The sequence below is a fragment of the Streptomyces kunmingensis genome, assembly GCF_039533535.1.
Taxonomy (GTDB): domain Bacteria; phylum Actinomycetota; class Actinomycetes; order Streptomycetales; family Streptomycetaceae; genus Streptomyces; species Streptomyces kunmingensis.
Genome location: NZ_BAAATS010000018.1, coordinates 179,943 through 199,586, shown reverse-complemented (window position 1 = coordinate 199,586; position 19,644 = coordinate 179,943). Strand labels below are relative to the sequence as shown.

Annotated in this window: 19 protein-coding genes; 9 read left to right on the top strand and 10 right to left on the bottom strand. The window is 69.8% G+C overall.

Annotated elements, in window-relative coordinates; genetic code table 11:
- Positions 1-71: 71 nt before the first annotated feature.
- The 3 genes from ABD366_RS22540 to ABD366_RS22530 are packed head-to-tail and all read left to right on the top strand — an operon-like array spanning position 72 to position 3,510.
- Positions 72-1,064, top strand: coding sequence for a carbohydrate ABC transporter permease (locus ABD366_RS22540; RefSeq protein ID WP_324776149.1), 993 nt, complete (start codon positions 72-74; stop codon positions 1,062-1,064).
- 29 nt (positions 1,065-1,093) lie between these two features.
- Positions 1,094-1,954 carry a carbohydrate ABC transporter permease gene (locus ABD366_RS22535; protein WP_324776182.1) on the top strand — a complete coding sequence of 287 codons (861 nt, stop codon included), beginning with the start codon at positions 1,094-1,096 and terminating at the stop codon, positions 1,952-1,954.
- 8 nt (positions 1,955-1,962) lie between these two features.
- Positions 1,963-3,510, top strand: a complete 1,548-nt coding sequence (locus ABD366_RS22530; RefSeq protein WP_324776147.1) for a glycoside hydrolase family 3 protein — start codon at positions 1,963-1,965, stop codon at positions 3,508-3,510.
- A gap of 245 nt (positions 3,511-3,755) precedes the next feature.
- Here the strand turns inward: ABD366_RS22530 and nagB are convergent, their stop codons facing one another.
- Entirely contained in the window at positions 3,756-4,541 is a 786-nt protein-coding gene (gene nagB, locus ABD366_RS22525) for a glucosamine-6-phosphate deaminase (RefSeq protein WP_324776145.1), read from the bottom strand.
- Between the two features lie 294 nt (positions 4,542-4,835).
- The gene (locus tag ABD366_RS22520; protein ID WP_324776143.1) at positions 4,836-5,588 is read right to left on the bottom strand and encodes an SDR family oxidoreductase; all 753 of its coding nucleotides are present in this window, start codon (positions 5,586-5,588) and stop codon (positions 4,836-4,838) included.
- A gap of 108 nt (positions 5,589-5,696) precedes the next feature.
- Between ABD366_RS22520 and ABD366_RS22515 the strand changes: the two genes are divergently transcribed.
- Together ABD366_RS22515 and ABD366_RS22510 are read left to right on the top strand one after the other, a co-directional pair.
- Entirely contained in the window at positions 5,697-6,320 is a 624-nt protein-coding gene (locus ABD366_RS22515; protein WP_324776141.1) for a TetR/AcrR family transcriptional regulator, read from the top strand.
- A 332-nt stretch (positions 6,321-6,652) separates the two neighbouring features.
- A complete protein-coding gene (locus ABD366_RS22510; protein ID WP_324776180.1) occupies positions 6,653-8,119 on the top strand; it encodes a PAS domain-containing sensor histidine kinase in 1,467 nt (488 codons plus the stop codon).
- 213 nt (positions 8,120-8,332) lie between these two features.
- Here ABD366_RS22510 and ABD366_RS22505 read toward each other — a convergent pair whose 3' ends face one another.
- Positions 8,333-8,590: a WhiB family transcriptional regulator gene (locus tag ABD366_RS22505; protein ID WP_016639615.1), complete on the bottom strand. Its 258-nt coding sequence runs from the start codon at positions 8,588-8,590 to the stop codon at positions 8,333-8,335.
- A gap of 319 nt (positions 8,591-8,909) precedes the next feature.
- The gene (locus ABD366_RS22500) at positions 8,910-9,878 is read right to left on the bottom strand and encodes a diacylglycerol/lipid kinase family protein (protein WP_324776133.1); all 969 of its coding nucleotides are present in this window, start codon (positions 9,876-9,878) and stop codon (positions 8,910-8,912) included.
- Positions 9,879-10,004: 126 nt separating this feature from the next.
- Between ABD366_RS22500 and ABD366_RS22495 the strand changes: the two genes are divergently transcribed.
- Positions 10,005-10,457, top strand: coding sequence for a hypothetical protein (locus tag ABD366_RS22495; protein ID WP_324776131.1), 453 nt, complete (start codon positions 10,005-10,007; stop codon positions 10,455-10,457).
- 90 nt (positions 10,458-10,547) lie between these two features.
- Here the strand turns inward: ABD366_RS22495 and ABD366_RS22490 are convergent, their stop codons facing one another.
- The 3 genes from ABD366_RS22490 to ABD366_RS22480 form a co-directional block, all read right to left on the bottom strand.
- Positions 10,548-11,573, bottom strand: coding sequence for an RNA polymerase sigma factor SigF (locus ABD366_RS22490; protein ID WP_324776129.1), 1,026 nt, complete (start codon positions 11,571-11,573; stop codon positions 10,548-10,550).
- Positions 11,570-11,983: an ATP-binding protein gene (locus ABD366_RS22485; RefSeq protein WP_324776127.1), complete on the bottom strand. Its 414-nt coding sequence runs from the start codon at positions 11,981-11,983 to the stop codon at positions 11,570-11,572. Before ABD366_RS22485 ends, ABD366_RS22490 begins: the two co-directional genes overlap by 4 nt.
- 263 nt (positions 11,984-12,246) lie before the next feature.
- Positions 12,247-12,507 carry a UBP-type zinc finger domain-containing protein gene (locus ABD366_RS22480; RefSeq protein WP_324776125.1) on the bottom strand — a complete coding sequence of 87 codons (261 nt, stop codon included), beginning with the start codon at positions 12,505-12,507 and terminating at the stop codon, positions 12,247-12,249.
- A 50-nt stretch (positions 12,508-12,557) separates the two neighbouring features.
- Here ABD366_RS22480 and ABD366_RS22475 point away from each other — a divergent pair, with 50 nt between their 5' ends.
- A complete protein-coding gene (locus ABD366_RS22475) occupies positions 12,558-14,156 on the top strand; it encodes a Na+/H+ antiporter (protein WP_324776123.1) in 1,599 nt (532 codons plus the stop codon).
- Here the strand turns inward: ABD366_RS22475 and ABD366_RS22470 are convergent.
- The 3 genes from ABD366_RS22470 to ABD366_RS22460 form a co-directional block, all read right to left on the bottom strand.
- A complete protein-coding gene (locus ABD366_RS22470; RefSeq protein ID WP_411293888.1) occupies positions 14,135-15,076 on the bottom strand; it encodes a 1-aminocyclopropane-1-carboxylate deaminase/D-cysteine desulfhydrase in 942 nt (313 codons plus the stop codon). The genes ABD366_RS22475 and ABD366_RS22470 overlap by 22 nt on opposite strands.
- Positions 15,077-15,166: 90 nt before the next feature.
- A complete protein-coding gene (locus tag ABD366_RS22465; RefSeq protein ID WP_324776119.1) occupies positions 15,167-15,757 on the bottom strand; it encodes an N-acetylmuramoyl-L-alanine amidase in 591 nt (196 codons plus the stop codon).
- A 141-nt stretch (positions 15,758-15,898) separates the two neighbouring features.
- Positions 15,899-16,132 carry a hypothetical protein gene (locus tag ABD366_RS22460; protein ID WP_324776178.1) on the bottom strand — a complete coding sequence of 78 codons (234 nt, stop codon included), beginning with the start codon at positions 16,130-16,132 and terminating at the stop codon, positions 15,899-15,901.
- 186 nt (positions 16,133-16,318) lie between these two features.
- Here ABD366_RS22460 and ABD366_RS22455 point away from each other — a divergent pair, with 186 nt between their 5' ends.
- Positions 16,319-17,725, top strand: coding sequence for a family 2B encapsulin nanocompartment shell protein (locus ABD366_RS22455; RefSeq protein ID WP_324776116.1), 1,407 nt, complete (start codon positions 16,319-16,321; stop codon positions 17,723-17,725).
- Positions 17,726-18,071: 346 nt separating this feature from the next.
- Positions 18,072-19,157 (top strand): family 2 encapsulin nanocompartment cargo protein polyprenyl transferase, encoded by a 1,086-nt coding sequence (locus ABD366_RS22450; RefSeq protein WP_411293889.1) that lies wholly within the window; start codon positions 18,072-18,074, stop codon positions 19,155-19,157.
- Positions 19,158-19,644 lie beyond the last annotated feature (487 nt).

Below are 19,644 nucleotides of genomic sequence, written 5' to 3'. Positions count from 1 at the left end.
GTTGCTTTGCCTTGTTGCTTGCTTTGCCTTGTTGCTTTGCACAACCTGAGGGACCGCTGAGGAGTGCGCGGATGAGTGCCGCTGACACGACGACCGCCAAGACGCCGCCAACGCGGCCGGCCCCGTCGTCAGGAGGGGGAGGCGTGCCCCCCGTGAAGACACGCGACAAGAAGAGTGGCTCGGCCGCGACGCCCTGGGCGCTGCTCGCGCCCTGTCTGCTGATCCTCGTCCTGGTCCTCGGCTACCCGCTGGTCAGACTGGTCACGCTCTCCTTCCAGAAGTTCGGGCAGGCCCAGCTGTGGGGCTTCCAGGACGCGGAGTCGGTCGGCTTCGACAACTTCTCGGCGATCCTCGGCGACAGCCAGTTCTGGCAGGTCGTCGCCCGCACCATCGTCTTCGCCGCCGGCGCGGTGATCTTCACGATGGTCATCGGCATGCTGATCGCGCTGCTGCTGCAGAAGGTCTCCGGCTGGGTCAAGATGCTCATCAACATCGCCCTGGTGGCGACGTGGGGCATGCCCATCATCGTGGCGACCACCGTCTTCAAGTGGTTGTTCGACTCCGACTACGGCGTCTTCAACGCGCTGCTCAGCAAGCTCCCCGGCGTCGAGATGGTCGGCCACAACTGGTTCGCCAGCGGCCCCCAGGGCCTCGCCGTGATCATGCTCCTGGTGATCTGGGGCGCGGTGCCGTTCGTCGTCATCACGCTCAGCGCGGGCCTGACCCAGGTGCCCAAGGAGCTGGAGGAGGCCGCCCGCCTCGACGGCTCCGGTGCCTGGAAGGTCTTCCGCTACGTCACCCTGCCGATCCTCAAGCCCATCATCGTGATGCTCGCGACGCTCTCGGTGATCTGGGACATGGGCGTCTTCCCGCAGGTGTTCGTCATGCGCAACGGCCACCCCGAGGACGAGTTCCAGCTGCTCACCACCTACTCGTACGACCGTGCGTTCCAGGTCAACGACTACAGCCAGGGCTCGGCCATCGCGCTGCTCACGGTGCTTCTGCTCCTGGGCGTCGTCGCCGTCTACATGCGCCAGATGCTCAAGATCGGAGAGGTCGAGTGAGCGCCCCCGCCACCACCGCCCCCGCCAAGGTGCCCGCCGCACCCGTCGCTCCGGCCGCGCCCGCGCGGCGGCGCCGGAAGTCCAAGGCCGGCTGGAACATCGTCGGTCTGCTCGTCTTCCTGATCGCCGGCTTCCCCGTCTACTGGATGGTGAACACGGCGTTCAAGCCCGCCAAGGACGCCATCGACCCCGATCCGAGCCTCTTCCCGACCGGGTTCACCCTCGACAACTTCCGGCGTGCGCTGCACATCGCGGACTTCTGGGGCCCGGTCGGCCGCAGCCTCCTCGTCTCGCTGGTCGTCGTCGTGATCGGCATCGCCGTCGGGATGCTGGCGGCGCTCGCGATCTCCCGGTTCGCCTTCCGCGGCCGCAAGGTCGTCATCGTCGCCATCCTCGCCGTGCAGATGGTGCCGCTCGTCGCCATGATCATCCCGGTCTTCCTGCTCCTGAACGACCTCGGTCAGTACGACAAGCTCACCGGCCTGATCATCACGTACCTGACCTTCATCCTCCCCTTCACGGTGTGGACGCTGCGCGGCTTCATCGTCAACATCCCGAAGGAACTGGAGGAGGCCGCCCAGGTCGACGGCTGCACCCGCACCGGCGCCTTCATCCGCGTCGTCTTCCCGCTCCTCGCCCCCGGCATGGTCGCCACCTCGGTCTACGGCTTCATCCAGGCCTGGAACGAGTACCTGTACGCCCTCATGCTGATGAGCCAGAAGCACCAGACGGCCACCGTCTGGCTCGCCAACTTCACGACCAAGCACGGCACCGAGTACGCCCCGATGATGGCGGGCTCGACGATGATGGCCGTGCCGATCGTCATCCTCTTCCTCTTCGTCCAGCGCAAGATGGCCGCGGGTCTGACCGCCGGCGCCGTGAAGGGATAACGCCTCCGATGACCACTGTCACCAGCGGCACCGACACGCTCACCCGTGACGCGCTCGCCGTCCTCCAGCCCGGCTTCGCCGGCACCACCGCGCCGGACTGGGTGCTGCGCCGCCTCGGCGAGGGCCTCGCCTCGGTCGGCCTGTTCGGCCGCAACATCCAGACCCCCGACCAAGTCGCCGCCCTGACCGCTCAGTTGAAGGCGGAACGCGACGACCTCCTCGTCGCCATCGACGAGGAGAGCGGCGACGTCACCCGCCTCGAGGTCCGTACGGGCTCCTCGTTCCCCGGCAACCACGCGCTCGGCGCGGTCGACGACGTGGAACTCACCAAGGGCGTCGCCTTCGCCCTCGGCCGCCGCCTCGCCGAGTGCGGCGTCAACCTCAACTGGGCGCCGTCCGCCGACGTCAACGCCAACCCCGACAACCCCGTCATCGGCGTCCGCTCCTTCGGCGCCGACACCGCGCTCGTCGCCCGGCACACGGCCGCCTACGTGGAAGGCATGCAGGCCGCCGGTGTCGCCGCCTGCACCAAGCACTTCCCCGGCCACGGCGACACCGGGGTCGACTCGCACCACGACATGCCGCTCATCGACGTCGACCTCGATGTGCTGCACGCCCGCGACCTCGCCCCGTTCCGCGCCGCGATCGCGGCCGGCAGCCGCGCCGTGATGAGCGCCCACATCCTGGTCCCGGCCCTCGACCCGGACCGTCCTGCGACCCTGTCCCGCCGCATCCTCACGGGCCTGCTCCGCGAGGAACTCGGCTACGACGGCCTCATCGTCACCGACGGCATCGAGATGCAGGCCATCTCCTCGGCCTACGGCATCGAGCGCGGCAGCGTCCTCGCCATCGCCGCCGGGGCCGACGCCATCTGCGTGGGCGGCGGGCTCAACGACGAGGGAACCGTCACCCGGCTGCGGGACGCCCTGGTCGCCGCAGTCCGCTCCGGCGAACTCCCCGAGGAACGCCTCGCGGACGCCGCCGCCCGAGTCCGCGCCCTGGCGACGTGGACCGCGTCGTCAGGCACGGATGCGACGGGCACGGGCGCGGGGTCAGGCACGGGTACGGGGTTGGCGGGCGCGCCGGGGGGCGCGTCCGCGGGCACGGGCGGTGTTGAGATCGGGCTGGTCGCGGCCCGTCGGGCGCTCAAGGTCACCCGTGGCGAGTACGCCCCGCCGGTGAACGGGCCCGTGCACGTCGCGGCCTTCTCCCCGGTCGCCAACATCGCGGTCGGCGACGAGACCCCCTGGGGCGTCGCCGCCGAACTCGAACGCCTCCTGCCCGGCACCACCACCGGCTCCTACTCGGGCCCCGACGCGGGCGCCGCCGCACTCGCCGCCGCAGGCGAACACCGGATCGTGGCCGTGGTCCGCGACGAACACCGCCACGCCTGGATGTCCGGAGCCCTGGACACCCTCCTCGCCGCACGCCCGGACACGGTCGTCGTCGAGATGGGCGTACCGGGAGCCCCGCCGCGCGGCGCGCTGCACATCGCGACGCACGGTGCGGCACGGGTGTGCGGGATCGCGGCCGCGGAGGTCATCGTCGCGGAGTAGCTGGTGGCTTGAGGCGTGCGTGCGGCATGCGTGAGGCATGCGTGAGGCATGAGTAAAGGTGCCGGCCGGCCCGGGTGGGGCGGCCGGCACCTTTGCGTGCTGTGGGTGGTGCCGGTCGGCCAGGTGGCCGGCACCTTTGCGTGCTCTGTGGTGGTGCACGGCCGGCCCGGGTGGGGCGGCCGGCACGTAACGTGCTCTGGGTGGTGCGCCGCCGGCAGTGCGGCGCTCCGTTCCGAGCGATGGGTCTACAGGCCCTGCCACTCCGGCTTGTTGGCGTACGTGTGCCGGAAGTAGTCCGCGAGCTTCAGCTTGGACGCGGCGGCCTCGTCCACGACGATCGTCGCGTGCGGGTGCAGTTGCAGCGCCGACGCCGGCACGACCGAGGCGATCGGCCCCTCGACGGTCGCCGCCACGGCGTCCGCCTTGCCCTCACCCGTGGCGAGCAGCACCAGGTGCCGGGCCTCCAGGATCGTGCCGATGCCCTGCGTGATGACGTGTCGCGGCACCTGGCTCAGGTCACCGTCGAAGAACCGCGCGTTGTCCGTGATCGTCTGTTCGGTCAGCGTCTTGATCCGGGTGCGCGAGGCGATCGACGAGCACGGCTCGTTGAACCCGATGTGCCCGTCCGTCCCGATCCCGAGCAGCTGCAGGTCGACCCCGCCCGCCTCGGTCAACGCCTTGTCGTACGCCTCGCACGCCGCCTGCACGTCCTCGGCGCTGCCGTCCGGGCCCATGAACGAAGCCTCGTCCAGTCCGAGCGGCTCCACGACCTCGCGCAGCACCGTCGCCCGATAGGACTCGGGGTGCCCGGTCGGCAGCCCCACGTACTCGTCGAGCTGAGCGATACGGGCCTTCGCCGCGTCGACCTCACCGGCGCGCACTTTGGCCGACAGCGCCTGGTAGATGGGCAGCGGGGTCGAGCCGGTGGCCACGCCGAGCAACGCGTCGGGCTTGCGCCGCAGCAGCTGGGCCATGGCCTCGGCGATCAGCTCGCCACCTGCCTTGGCGTCCGGAACGATCACAACTTCCACGCTGGGCCTGCCGTTCTGGTCAGAGGAGACTGAAGGAACATGTGGTATAGACCAATCTAGCAGAGCAGGCCCCGGCCGGGCAGGCCCTCCACCGCCCCCATCACGTCCATGCTCGGCGCTGTGGCGGGTCACGGCATGTTGTGAGGCGGGTGGGTGAGATGGGGCGGGGGTGAGGTGGAGCGGGGGTGAGGTGGAGCGGGGAGCGGTGCGGGAGGGGTATGGGAGTGGCCCGACGGCCCGGGGGTCGGGGTCTGGGATCGCCGGAGTCGAGTCGACGGTCTCCGGGGTGGCGCGTCAGAGCAGTGAGCCGCCCGTCGCGTCCAGCCACTGGCCTGTCACCCACCGCCCGTCCGGCGACGCGAGGAACGCCACCACGTCGGCTATCTCCGCCGTAGTCCCCACCTTTCCCAGGACCGAGAGCGCGGCCGCACCCGCCCACGCCTCGTCGCTCGCGCGGAGCCACTCCGCGTTCACGTCCGTGTCGACGATGCCCGGGGCCACCGTGTTCGCTGTGATGCCGCGCGGTCCGAGCACCTTGGCCAGGTACTGGGTCAGCACATCGAGCGCCCCCTTCGTCATCGCGTACGGCATGAGGTCGGGCAGCATCGTCGTGCGCGCGGCCCCGGAGGAGATGTTGATGATGCGGCCGCCGTCGCGCAGCCTCGGAGCCGCGAGCTGCGCGAGGAAGAACGGTGACTTGGCGTTGACCGTGAAGAGGCGGTCGAACTCCGCTTCCTCGATGTCCGCGAAGGCGCTCGACGTACCGATACCCGCGTTGTTCACCAGGATGTCCACGCCGTCCGCCTGCGCATCGAACTTCTCCCACAGCTCCTGCGCCGCCCCCGGCGAGCCGAGCTCCGCCCCGATGGCGAACGCCGAGCCGCCCGCCGCCTCGATCGCGGTCACCGTCTCCTTCGCGGCCGCGTGGTTCGCCCCGTAATGCACGGCGATCCGCGCGCCGTCCCGGCCCAGCCGCTCGGCGATACCCCGTCCGATACCCCGGCTCGCGCCCGTGACCAGTGCTGTCCTGCCCGTGAGTGCGCCCATGGTGATGCCCCTTCGATCGGTGACGGTCAAATCTGTAGCGGTCGTTATGAAAATGACCGTAGCGCACCCTCGTCCCACTTTTCTAGTGCGCGCTATAGAATTCACCCCATGGCGACCAAGCAGCGTGGGCGGCCCCGTTCCTTCGACCGGGAGACCGCCCTGGAAAAGGCCATGCGGGCCTTCTGGGAGAACGGGTACGAGGGGACGTCGGTCTCGGAGCTGACCCGCGAGATGGGTATCGGCGCCCCCAGCCTGTACGCGGCCTTCGGCGACAAGCGCTCGCTGTTCGAGGAGGTCGTGCGGGTCTACGGCACCACGCACGGCGCGGGGCCGGCCCGCGCTCTCACCGAGGAGCCGACCGCCCGCGGCGCCGTCGAGAGGCTGCTGCGAGAGGCGGCCGACGAGTTCACCGACCCCGGCCACCCGCACGGCTGCCTCGTGATCCACGCCGCGACGAACTGCACGACACCCGAGGTCGAGCAGGCCCTGCGCGATCAGCGCGGCGCCAGTCTCACCGCCATCGAGGACCGGCTGCGACAGGGAATGGCCACGCAAGAGCTGCCGGAGGGTACGGACGCCGCGGCGCTCGCACGCTTCGTGGGCGCCGTCTTCCAAGGCATGTCGCAGCAGTCGCGCGACGGCGCGAGCAGGGGTGAACTGGAGGCGATCGCCGACCTTGCGATGGCTGCCTGGCCCGCGAGTGAACCGGCGGCATCCGGCCACCGTGCATGATGTGAGGGCCGCCGTCGTGAGGCCCGGGACTCGGAGGAAGAGACGACAACAAACCTGTGTCGACGCATAGACATGGGAGAATGGTCTAGTCCACAATGCGTAATGAAGACCTCCGCCCTCCCCGCACAGGAGGACGGACAGAGGAACCGCGCTCTCTGCCCTGACTGCGACGGCTCCTCGATCGGCAGCCGGGAACCGCACACCTGGACGCCGATGCACCTGAAGGGCTGCGGTGCCAGGGAAAGGGTCGAGGGTCCCTCCCCCCGGCGCCGCGGCCCGTCGGTCTTTTCGGGACCCCGCCGACCGGCGGGTACGCTCGGCCCGTGCCCTCCATGAACGATCTCGTACGCCAGCACACCGCTCTCGGTGACTCCGACCTCGAGTGGCTCCACCTGCTGGTCTCGGAGTGGCAGTTGCTCTCCGACCTCTCTTTCGCCGACCTCGTCCTGTGGGTCCCCACCCGCGACGGCACGCGCTATGTCTCCGTCGCACAGATGCGTCCGAACACCGGTCCGACGTCCTATCAGGACGACATGGTGGGGCATCTGGTGCCGCGCGGCCGCCGCCCCATGCTGGACGCCGCGCTCGACGAGGGGCGCATCGTGCGCGAGGGCGACCCCGAGTGGCGGGAGGAGGTCCCGGTGCGGGTCGAGTCCATCCCCGTACGCCGGGAGGGCCGGGTCCTCGGTGTCATCGCGCGCAACACGAACCTGCTGACTGTCCGTACGCCGTCCCGCCTGGAGCTGACCTATCTGCAGTCGGCGTCAGACCTGGCACAGATGATCGCGGCCGGCTCGTTCCCGTTCCCGGGGCAGCAGGTGGACATGGATGCCTCCCCGCGCGTGGGGGACGGGCTGATCCGGCTCGACGCCGACGGAGTCGTCCAGTACGCGTCACCGAACGCACTGTCTGCGTATCACCGGTTGGGCTTCTCCGCCGATCTGGTCGGACACCACCTGGGCAAGACCACGGCCGAACTCGCGCCGTCGCGCGGGCCGGTGGACGAGGCGCTCGCCAAGGTGGCCAGCGGGTGGGCGCCGCGGGAGTTCGAGATCGAGGGCGAGGAGGGGTCGATCCAACTGCGCGCGATCCCGCTCAAGCCCAAGGGCGTACGGATCGGATCTCTGGTCCTCCTGCGGGACGTCACCGAACTGCGGCGTCGTGAGCGGGAATTGATCACCAAGGACGCGACCATCCGGGAGATCCATCACCGGGTGAAGAACAATCTGCAGACCGTGGCCGCGCTGCTCCGTCTTCAGGCCCGGCGCATCGAGTCGGACCGGGGGCGCGAGGCGCTCGAGGAAGCGGTCCGGCGCGTCGGCTCCATCGCCATCGTGCATGAGACGCTCTCTCAGAATCTGGACGAGCGCGTGGAGTTCGACGAGATCGCCGACCGCGTGCTCGCCATGGTCGCGGAGATCTCCCCGGGCCAGGTGACGGGCCGGCGCACCGGCCGCTTCGGGATCCTGGACGCCGAGGTGGCGACCCCGCTGTCGATGGTTCTGACCGAGGTGCTGCAGAACGCGCTGGAACACGGTTACCGGCAGGGCGACACCGGCACGGTCGAGGTCTCCGCCGTACGTGGCGGTACCAGCAAGGACGCTCGGCTGCTGATCACCGTCCAGGACGACGGCGTCGGCCTGCCCGAGAACTTCGACCCGAAGCGGGCCGGCAATCTGGGGCTGCAGATCGTACGCACTTTGGTGGAGGGCGAGTTGGGTGGAACGTTCGACATGGTGCCCGCACCCGAGCGCGGTACGCAGGTCGTCCTCGACATCCCGGTGCGCTCTACCAAGTAGCCACCCTTACACGTACGTAGACGCCGCGCGACGCACAACAGCAGTGAGCCCCGGACCGTTGAACGGTTCGGGGCTCACTGCTCGCGTTGCTCGGGTCATGTCCCGGGCTGAGCCTGGGGGAGCATCGGGGGTACTGCGCGCTGCGGCTCGGGGGCGGGGGGATGCGTACTCGCTGTACGCGCCGCCGGGCTCAGGCTCGAACGGGGTGGGGGATCAGGCGGAGGCCTGACGGGCCCGGTTGCGAGCGGCGCGGCGCTTCATCGCGCGGCGCTCGTCCTCGCTGAGGCCACCCCAGACGCCGGAGTCCTGGCCGGACTCGAGCGCCCACTGCAGGCACTGCTCCATGACGGGGCAGCGACGGCAGACGGCCTTGGCTTCCTCGATCTGCAGCAGCGCAGGACCAGTGTTGCCGATGGGGAAGAAGAGCTCGGGGTCTTCTTCGCGGCAAACGGCGTTGTGACGCCAGTCCATGGCTGCTACCTCTCCTTGGTATTACATGCGGGTTGCTTGTGAATGTGAACGCTTTCACGAATCCCTCAACAAGTGAAGGGACGAACGTCACATCTGCGACGGGTGTCCGTTGCTTTGAGGAGGGGATTCGGGCTCTCTGTGGGGCCGATGTTGCGGGCCGTCCCGAGCGCCATGAAGAGATTCGCAAACCTCGGCGGCGGATACAACCCCTTCTGGAAAGTTTTTTTTGATTCCTCGGTGTCGGCTAGGTCACAGCCGTACTTCCATGGGGTGGATCCTGGCCCAAACGTTCGAGATAAAGGACTTTGGGCCCTTCTACTCACACAATCACACGCAGTGCACGGCGTACGCCTGTGAACGTCACGCTCGTGCGCAGTCCCAGGTGGTCGCCGTCCATCTGAAGGGGCAAGGGCGCCTTCGAATGCAAGGTGAAGTCGGTGAGGTCATGGAGCGTAACTGCGTTCTTACCGTGCGGTCCGCGCTCGGGCGACGAGGTCAGCAACTGGGTGCCGTAGCGGGCCACCGCGGGAGTCGACAGTTTCTTGAGTCCGAGCACGTCAAGGCCGGTGTCGAAGGATGCCTGAGGCGTCGGATAGAGCGGGCGATTGCCCAGGAAGGACCACGGCGAGGTGTTGCTCACTATGGAGACGACCAGATCCGTGACCGGAGCCTCGCCCGGCCGTTCGAGCGTGATCGTGCCGTGCCGGCGGTCGGGTTCGCCGAGAAATTGACGGACGACCTGTCGCACGTACAGGGCATGCGTCGAACGCTTGCCCCTTTCTCTCTGCTGTTCCACTCTGCCGACCACGCCCGCGTCGAAGCCGAGCCCCGAGCTGAACGTGAACCAGCGGGACGGAACCGCCTCGTCCTCCGTGCCCGCCGTGCCCTCGGCGAGGCCCAGGCCCACCGTGCGCTCGCGGCCCTCGCGCAGGGCGTCCAGGAGCTGCCCGGTGGCCTCCACGGGCTCGTTCGGCAGGCCGAGGGCGCGGGCGAAGACGTTCGTGGAGCCGCCGGGGACCACGGCCAGGCCCGGCAGGCGGTCGAGGTCGGGGCCGTGGTGCAGCAGGCCGTTCACGACCTCGTTGACCGTGCCGTCGCCGCCGAGGGCGACCACCAGCTCGATGTCCTTGCTCTCCGCGGCCTGCCGCCCCAGGTCGCGGGCGTGGCCGCGGTACTCCGTGGTGACGGCCTCGAGCTTCATCTCACTCGCCAGCGCGTGGATCAGAACATCGCGCGTGCGCGCACTGGTGGTGGTTGCCGCTGGATTGACCACAAGAAGTGCACGCATGCGATGCAGGGTACCTAGCCCCCTTGATCGGGCCCAGACCGAGGTAGGCGTCGGGTAAGGACGGAGCGGGCCTCGGCCCCGGATGCGCCTTGCCGGGTCGCGAGGTCCGGGCGCTACGCTGCAAAGGTGACCTCAGAGCAGAATCCCGCCCCCGAGACCTCCGAAGAAGACGGCCCGCGCCCCGGCCGGCTGACCGCCGCGGCGGCCCTGGCCGGACTCGAAGGAGCCGCGCTCGTCGTGGGCGGCATCTCCATGCTCGTCGCCGGGATCGCGGGGAACCCCGACAACCCGGAGCAGGCCATCACCGGCGGTGTGACCCTCATCGTGCTCGCTCTGCTGCCCCTGCTGGCAGCGCGCGGACTGCTGGCCCGCAAGGGCTGGAGCCGCGGCCCCGCGATCATCACGCAGATCATGGCGCTGCCGGTCGCCTACACGCTGCTGCAGGCCGACAGCATGGCCATCCCCGGCGGGATCGCGCTCGCCGCGGTGGCGATCGCCGCGCTGGTGCTGCTGGTCAACCCCGCGACCACGCGCGCGCTGGGCATCCGGGGGCCGGGGAGCGCACCGCAGTCCAAGTAGGCGCGAAAAGCAACAAGAAGGCGCCCGGTGCGGTGAACGCACCGGGCGTCTTCTCATGCGTACGCCTTCACAGGCATACGTCCGCGCAGGTCACTCCTCGACCAGGAGCTTCTCCCGCAGCTGGGCCAGGGTGCGGGCGAGCAGACGCGAGACGTGCATCTGGGAGATGCCCACCTCCTGGGCGATCTGCGACTGCGTCATGTTCCCGAAGAAGCGCAGCAGCAGGATGCGCTTCTCGCGCGGCGGCAGATCCTCCAGGAGCGGCTTGAGGGACTCGCGGTACTCGACGCCCTCCAGCGCCTCGTCCTCGGCCCCCAGGGTGTCGGCGACCGCCGGGGACTCGTCGTCCGTGTCCGGGACGTCCAGGGACAGCGTGGAGTACGCGTTGGCCGACTCCAGGCCCTCCAGGACCTCCTCCTCGGAGATGGCCAGCTTCTCGGCCAGCTCGTGGACCGTGGGGGAGCGGCCGTGCAGCTGGGACAGCTCGGCCGTCGCCGTCGTCAGAGCCAGACGCAGCTCCTGGAGGCGACGCGGTACGCGCACCGCCCAGCCCTTGTCGCGGAAGTGCCGCTTGATCTCGCCGACGACCGTCGGGGTCGCGTACGTGGAGAACTCCACACCGCGCTCCGGGTCGAAACGATCCACCGATTTGATCAGGCCGATCGTCGCGACCTGGGTGAGGTCGTCCAACGGCTCCCCGCGGTTGCGGAACCGGCGCGCCAGGTGCTCTACCAGCGGCAGATGCATGCGCACGAGCTGGTTGCGCATCTCCGCGTACTCCCGGCTGCCGTCCGGCAGGGTGCGCAGCTCGATGAACATCGCCCGTGCACCGCTGCGATCCCGCGGGTCGTGCCGGCCCTGCCGCTCACCGTGTCGCTCGTGGTCGCTCATCAATCCCGCCCGTCGCGCGTCCGATCCGCCAGGCCGCCCGCGAAGCTCGGTCCCGGAAGTCGGCGCTGCCTGCTGTGGCGCGTCGGCCGCCGGGTCCTGCGGGTGCGGCCGGGCCTGCTGCTCGGGAATGCCCGCGGTCACCCGCCGCACCCCCGCCGTGCTGTCGGCCGGGAGATCCCGGGTGCCGCGCTTGTCATCCCGCACCGGACCGTCCCCGTTCCTCACGCCGGGCCGGGGCCCGCGCCGCGCTTCTTGTAGAGGCTGATCGAGACGGTGTTGTCATCGGCCACCGAGGAGTCGACCTGGCCCGCGAGGGCCGACAGCACAGTCCAGGCAAAGGTGTCGCGCTCCGGGGCCCGGCCGTCGGTGGTCGGCGCGGAGACCGTCACCTCCAGAGAGTCGTCGACGAGTCGGAACACGCAGCTGAGCACGGAGCCGGCGACGGCCTGCTGGAGCAGGATCGCGCAGGCCTCGTCGACCGCGATGCGCAGGTCCTCGATCTCGTCGAGGGTGAAGTCCAAACGCGCTGCCAGACCGGCCGTGGCCGTCCGCAGCACTGACAGGTAGGCACCCGCAGCCGGCAGCCGGACTTCCACGAAGTCCTGATTCCCGGGCTCGCCTGCGATCTGGGACACCCTCACCTCCAAGGTGGTACAAGCACTTTCGGGCTCCGGAGGTCCTCCCCCGGGCGATGCGCCACATATATCTGCGGTGACGCTACCGCGCGCCTGACTTTCCTGTCCCGGGGACCCCCGGCCCAGTGCTGTCACTCATAGTAAGCCTACGGGTACGGACAGTGGCTAGGGGGTGTGCGCTCCCAATTGGAAAGAACGGGCGCCGGGATGACGTACCCAGGCGTCCGCCGGTCGAACCCCGACACGGGTGCGGATCGTCCGCATCACACCAGAGTCGTGTCCACAAAGCACCAGCGCCAGCTCTCACCAGGCTCGAAGGTGCGCATCACTGGATGGCCGGTCGCCTTGTGGTGCTCCGTCGCGTGCTTGTAGGGCGAGGAGTCGCAGCAGCCGACGTGGCCGCAGGACAGACACAGCCGTAGTTGCACAGGGTGACTGCCGACGGCCAGACACTCCAGACAGGTCTCGCTGAGCGGAGCGGGCTCGGGGTGCGGCAGCGCGTCGACGTGCGGGCACTCGTTCATGATGGCCAGGTTACGACGGGCGGCGCGAGAAGGACGGCGGTAGGCGAGGCATGGACGTATTGCCACTGGTGGGGTTGATCGCGGCGAGCGCCGCGGTGGCGGGGGCGGCCCGTAGGACGCCGGTGCCGGCGCCACTGCTTCTGGTCGCGGTCGGCCTTGCGGCCTCCTATGTGCCGTGGATCCCGCAGTACGCGCTCGATCCGCATGTCGTGCTGCCGCTGATCCTCCCGCCGCTGTTGCACACGGCCGCGCTGGAGAGCTCCTATCTCGATCTGCGGGCCAACATCCGGCCCGTCGCCCTGTTGTCGGTGGGCTATGTCCTGTTCGCCACGGTGGCGGTGGGCTGGCTCGCGTACGAACTGATCCCGGATCTGCCGCTCACCGCCGCGCTCGTCCTGGGTGCGGTGATCGCCCCGCCGGACGCGGTGGCCGCGACCGCGATCGCGCGCCGGGTGGGGCTGCCGTCGAGGATCACCACGATCCTGCAGGGCGAGTCCCTGGTGAACGACGCGACCGCCATCACCGCCTACAAGGTGGCGCTCGCCGCCGCTGTGGGCGAGGGGGCGAGCTGGGCCGGCGGCATCGAGGAGTTCCTGGTGGCGGCCGTCGGCGGGGTCGGAGTGGGGCTGTTGCTGATGGTGCCGCTGCACTGGCTGCGCAAGCACCTCACCGAGGCCATCCTGCAGAACACACTTTCCCTGTTGATCCCCTTCGTCGCGTACGCGGCCGCGGAACAGGTGGGCGCCTCCGGGGTCCTCGCCGTCGTGACCGTGGCCCTGTATCTGGGGCACCGGTCCTGGCAGGTCGACTTCGAGACGCGGCTCCAGGAGGCCGCGGTGTGGAAGGTCGTCTCGTTCATCCTCGAGTCATCGGTGTTCGCGCTCATCGGTCTGCAACTGCGTGTCGTCCTGGAGGACCTCGGCGAGTACAGCGTGGCGCAGGCCGTCTGGTACGCGGTCGCGGTGTTCTTCCTTGTGGTCGTGATCCGCTTCGTGTGGTCGTATCCCGCCACCTACTTGCCGCTGTGCCTCTCGTCGCGCATCAGAGAGCGGGAGGGCGACACCGACTGGAAACGGCCGCTGGTCGTGGGCTGGGCGGGGATGCGCGGGGTGGTGTCGCTTGCCATCGCGTTCTCCATCCCGCTCGTCACGGAGAACGGCGACCCGTTCCCGGCGCGCAACCTGGTGCTCTTCCTGACCTTCACCACCGTCATCGGCACGCTCGTCGTGCAGGGACTCAGCCTGCCGCCGCTGATCAAGGCCCTGAAACTGCCGGGCCGCGACGTACAGGCCGAGACGCTCGCCGAGGCGCAGGCGCAGAACGTCGCCTCCAGCGCCGCGGAGGAACGCGTGGACACCTTGATGCAGGATCAGCGCAACTGCCTGCCTCAGCCGCTCCAGGACCGCCTGCACACCGTTCTGGAGCGGCGCCGCAACTCCGTCTGGGAGCGGCTCGGCCAGCCCAACCCCGTGACCGGGGAGTCCGCCGACGACACGTACCGCAGGCTCGCCCGTGAGGCGATCGCGGCCGAACGTGAGGTCTTCGTACGGATGCGGGACGAGCGGCGGATCGACGACGAGATGATGCGCACCCTGCTGCGCAAACTGGACCTGGAGGAGGCCGCCGCCTACCGGGAGGTCGACGACTGAGCGTCTTCGAAGGGCGCCCCCGAGATCACGGCCGCCAGGGTCGTGTCGGGGGCGAAAGCGCCCGCCTCCGTAAGGGCGACCAGCGCGTACAGCATCTTGGCCACATAGAGGCGCTCCACCGGGAGGCCGTGGCGCTGCTCGAAGTCGTCGGCGAACGCGGCCAGTTCCGCGGGCACGCGCGCGTAGCCGCCGAAATGAAAGCGTTCCTCGACCCGCCAGTCGCCGCGAGGGCCGCCGAATGCCTCCTCCTGGAGGGCACGGACGTCGGCCGTCAGGAAGTCGCCCTTGAGGACGGAGACGCCGATGGCGCGCTGGCCGGGGGAGAGGCCCGCGGCGAGGCCTGCGAGGGTGCCGCCCGTGCCGCAGGCGAGTCCCACGACGTCGGCGTGGTCCTGAAGTTCACGGCCGAGCTCCGCGCAGCCCCGGACCGCCAGAGCGTTGCTGCCGCCTTCCGGGACGACGAACGAGTCAGCGGCGCTGGCGGCGTCGAGGAGCGCGGCCAGGACCGCAGGGTCGCCCTTCTCCCGGTATGTCGATCTGTCGATGAAGTGCAGCCGCATGCCGTCGGCGGTGCAGCGGGTCAAGGACGGATTGAGCGGGCGGTCGGCGAGTTCGTGACCGCGGACGATTCCGAGCGTGGGTACACCCAGGAGACGGCCGGCAGCGGCGGTGGCCCTCAGGTGGTTCGAGTAGGCGCCGCCGAACGTGACGAGAGCGCGGCCCTGTGCCGCCGCGAGGTTCGGGGCGAGTTTGCGCCACTTGTTGCCGATCAGATCCGGGTGGATCAGATCGTCCCGCTTGAGCAGCAGTCGCACGCCGTGGCGCGCAAAGCGGTCGTCGTCCACATCGGCGAGGGGCGACGGCAACCGGGGGCGCAGGGCGGCGGTGGACGAGCGGGACACCCGGCCATTGTCAGACATGTGTCCGGGTGCCCGTCGCCGCACGCGCCGCGTGTGTGACGCGGTGCCTTGCTCGAGGCGCCTCACTCGAGGTGCCTTACCTGAGGTGCCTTACTTGAGCCGGTCGCGGATGCGCCCCCGCATCGACGCCATCGTGAAGCCCTTCGGATCGATTTTTCCGGGCTGCCACTCCAGGTGGCCGATGACCGAGCGCTCCGTCCATCCGTAGTGACGGCAGATAGCCGCTGCCGCCTTCTCGATGGCCTCCAGCTGAGCCGCGGGCCACGGGTCCTCTCCGTCGCCCAGGTTCTCGCACTCGAAGCCGTAGAAGTGACGATTGCCGTCGCTGTTCGCTTCGTTGTCGTGCGGCAGTGCCTTCTCCGCGATCACGGCGCGCAGTACGTCGTCATCGCCGAGCCCCGCATGGTTCGCCCGCCCGTAGCCGACGAGGTGGACGCGGCCGTCCTTCGTGATGACGCCGTGGCAGAGCGGGCCGGGCAGGTCAGGGTGGCCGTCCCGGCAGATGCGGACCGTACGCTCGCTGCCCGAGGTGACAGTGTGATGGATCATCACACCGTGCATCGAGCCCCAAGCGCCCTTGTGGTTGCGGTTGTGGTGCTGCCAGTCGCCGACTTCGACGACTGTCAGCCCCTCGTTCTTGAGAGCGGCGAGAAAACTGCTGGCGGACATGGGTGGGGCCATGACCGGCTCCTCACGGGCGCGACGGCCGCCCGTCGCGCACCGTCTCGTACCGCTGCTTTTACCCGAACTATTGGGCCTGAACTAGCCGTTCGCAATCCGTGCAGCTGTTCCAGGTATCGGTCAGCGGCGCTCGCACGGCTCTCAGCTGCGCAGGAACCCGTCCCCGTTCGTCGCGATGTGTGCTTCGAGCGCCTGCAACGCCTGCTGCGTGGCGTCCGCGCTGCCGGTGCCCCTGCGCTCCTCGTAGTAGGCCGCGCCCAGCCTCTTCAGCAGATCGCCGCCTGCGCGCTGCGCCTGTACGTCGTCCAGCTTCTGCTTGCCCTGCGTCAGGCCGCGCTGCGCCTGCTCCTTGGCACGGTCCAGGAAGCCCGCCATGGTCGTCTCCTCCATCTGCTGCCGGTCGTTTCCCGATCAACGCCTGCCGGGAACGCCGAGTTCCGAAAAACGCGACCAATGCCCCGTCCGGACGAGATCCATTCCCGCTCATTTGTGTAATGGCGCGAACACGGACAGTGCTGAAAGTCTTGCCCCGCAGGTCGGTCCGTGATCAGGAGGAAATCCATGTCGGTAGGCGAAGAGGTCCGCACGGAGCAGGCGGAGGCGCAGAAGAGCCTCGGCACATCTGCCGCGCGGAATCTGGCCACCACCAGCAAGTCCGTGCCGCAGATGCAGGAGATCAGCTCCCGCTGGCTGCTGCGCGCGCTGCCCTGGGTGGACGTGCAGGGCGGTACGTACCGGGTGAACCGGCGACTGAGCTACTCGGTCGGAGACGGGCGGGTCACGTTCGTCAAGACCGGGGACCAGGTCCGGGTCATCCCCGCGGAGCTGGGGGAACTGCCGACACTGCGGGGCTTCGAGGACCCCGACGTCCTGGGCGAGCTGGCCCAGCGGTGCACGCAGCGGGAGTTCGCGGCCGGCGAGGTGCTCGCCTCGTTCGGCAGCCAGGCGGACGAGGCGTTCCTGCTCGCGCACGGCCGCGTGGAGAAGATCGGGACGGGACCGTACGGCGACGACGCGGTGCTCGGCGTCCTGGCCGACGGCGCGTACTTCGGCGACCAGGCCCTGCTCGGTCCGGACAACATCTGGGACTACACGGCCCGCGCGGTCACCGCGTGCACCGTGCTCACCCTGCCGCGCCGCGACCTGGAACAGATCGCTGAGCGGTCCGAGGCGCTGAACGCCCACCTTCAGCAAATGCGTTCGGTCCCGACGCAGCGGGCCAACAACTACGGCGAGAAGGAGATCGACCTTTCCGCGGGCCATGTGGGCGAGGCCGTGCTCCCGGGCACGTTCGTCGACTACGAGTCGGCGCCGCGCGAGTACGAACTGAGCGTCGCGCAGACCGTGCTGCGGATCCACTCGCGTGTGGCCGACCTCTACAACCAGCCGATGAACCAGACGGAGCATCAGCTCCGCCTCACGGTCGAAGCGCTGAAAGAGCGACAAGAGTACGAGCTCGTCAACAACGCGGAGTTCGGACTGCTCAACAACTGCGAGTACGACCAGCGGCTGCAACCGCACGCCGGTGCGCCGACCCCCGACGACATGGACGAGCTGCTCAGCAGGCGGCGCGGTTCCAAGCTGTTCCTGGCGCATCCGAAAGCGATCGCCGCGTTCGGCCGTGAGTGCAACAAGCGGGGGCTGGTCCCCGAGAGCATCGACGTCGGCGGGCACCGCATCCCGACCTGGCGCGGTGTACCGATCTACCCGTGCGGCAAGATTCCGGTATCGGAAGCGCGGACCACCTCCATCATCTGCATGCGTACAGGGGAGGAGGAGCAGGGCGTCATCGGTCTGCGGCAGACCGGCCTCCCGGACGAGATCGAGCCGAGCCTGTCCGTGCGGTTCATGGGCATCAGCGAGCAGGCGATCATCTCGTATCTGGTGACCACCTACTACTCGGCGGCGGTCCTGGTGCCGGACGCGGTCGGGGTCCTGGAGGACGTCGAGATCGGCCGGTGGCAGTGACGTCCCGTTCCCGGCATGTCGTGTCCCCGCCCGGAAGGGCGGGTACACCGAGGGGGTACGCGCCCAGCGACAGCGGACCCGCCACCGTCCGCGCCCTCTCCGGGGTGAGTCAATGACGCAGACGACGGAGACGCGAGTGGCAGGAGAGCCTGCCGAGTCGAACACGGTGCGAGGGGAGGCCGTACGGGAAGCCGGGGGGCGGCCGGGCGGGGCCCTCCGGGACGGGCGGGAGACGCAGGGCGGGGGAGAGACGCAAGACGGGCAGGGGCTGCGTGCCGGTCGGCCGTCGGTGGCGGGCGGGCAGGGGGTGCTCGCCGGTCAAGAGCCCGTGCTGGGCAGGCAAGGGGTGGCCCCGGGTGGGCAAGGAGTGGACGCCGGCCGCGCGGTGGCTCCGGGCGGGCATGAGGGGCAGGAAGCAGAAGAAATTCTGGCGCGGGCCAGGACATCGGTCGACCCCGAACTGCGCCGGGCCGTCGAGGCACTGCCGACACCCATCCGCCGTGTCGCCCTGTACCACTTCGGCTGGGAGCACGCGGACGGCACACCCGCGGTGGGGGACGCGGGAAAGGCCGTGCGGCCCGCACTCGTCCTCGCCGCGGCGCGGGCCCTCGGGGGGCGGACCGAGGATGCCGTACGGGCGGCGGCGGCCGTGGAGTTGACGCACAACTTCACCTTGTTGCACGACGACGTGATGGACCGGGACACCACGCGCAGGCACCGGCCGACCGCATGGACTGTGTTCGGCAACGCGGACGCGATATTGGTGGGGGACGCGCTGCACGCCCAGGCTCAGCGTCTGCTTGCGGAGGATCCGCACCCGGCGGCTCCGGCCGCGGTGGCCCGCCTCGCCCAGTGTGTCGTGGAGTTGTGCGCCGGCCAGTCCACGGACGTGGCTTTGGAGGGGCGTGACCCGGGGGAGGTGTCGCTGGACGAGACCTTGACCATGGCGGAGGCGAAGACGGGGGCGCTGCTCGGTTGCGCGTGTGCGATCGGGGGGTTGTTCGCGGGGGCGGACGAGGAGGAGGTCGCGGCGCTCGACGCGTTCGGGCGGGCGGCTGGGCTGGCCTTCCAGCTCATCGACGACGTGATCGGTATCTGGGGCGACCCCGCCCGCACCGGCAAGCCGGCCGGCGCGGATCTGGCCGTCCGCAAGAAGTCCCTGCCGGTCGTCGCGGCGCTTGCCTCCGGCGGCCCGGCGGCCGCGGAACTGGCTGCGTTGTACGGGCCGCCTGGCCAGGAGGAAGAGGGCGCGGCCGAACTGGAGGCGATTGCGCTGGCCGTCGAGCGGGCCGGGGGGCGCGACTGGGCGCAGGCGCAGGCCGCGTACGAGATGGCGCGGGCGCTGCATGAGTTGGCGCGGGCGGTACCGGTGCCGGAGAGGGCGGGCGGGCTGCTGTCCTTGGCGGAGTTCGTGACGCGGCGCGGGTATTGAGGGGGCGCGATGACGGTGTGACGGTGTGACGGTGTGACGGTGTGGCGGTGGGCCCGGGGGCGGGGAGGGGTTTGGTGAGCCCGAGGGGTGGGTGCGGAATGAGGGTGGCGGTTGCCTTGGAGGGGTGACGGACCCGGGGCCCTGGGGGAAGGGGGCCGGGGCCGAGGGTTGTCCGCCGGTCTCATGCCGGGTCGGGTCGTTCGGGCCGGTAGGGCAAGCTGCCCCGGCGGCCCGGCGGCCCGGCGGCCCGGCGGCCCGGCGGCCTGGCATCCCGGCGACCTGGCGGCCTGGCATCCCGGCGACCTGGCGGCCTGGCATCCCGGCGACCTGGCGGCCTGGCATCCCGGCGACCTGGCTGAGCGGGGTGAGTCGACTGGGCGCGGGGCTCGGTGGCGCCCGGAGTTGCCACGCGAGGGCCGTATCCGTGTGGTCGAGTGATCGTTTAGGCTGCCAACGACCGGTCAGGGCGGGCCGGTTGGGTCGGCTT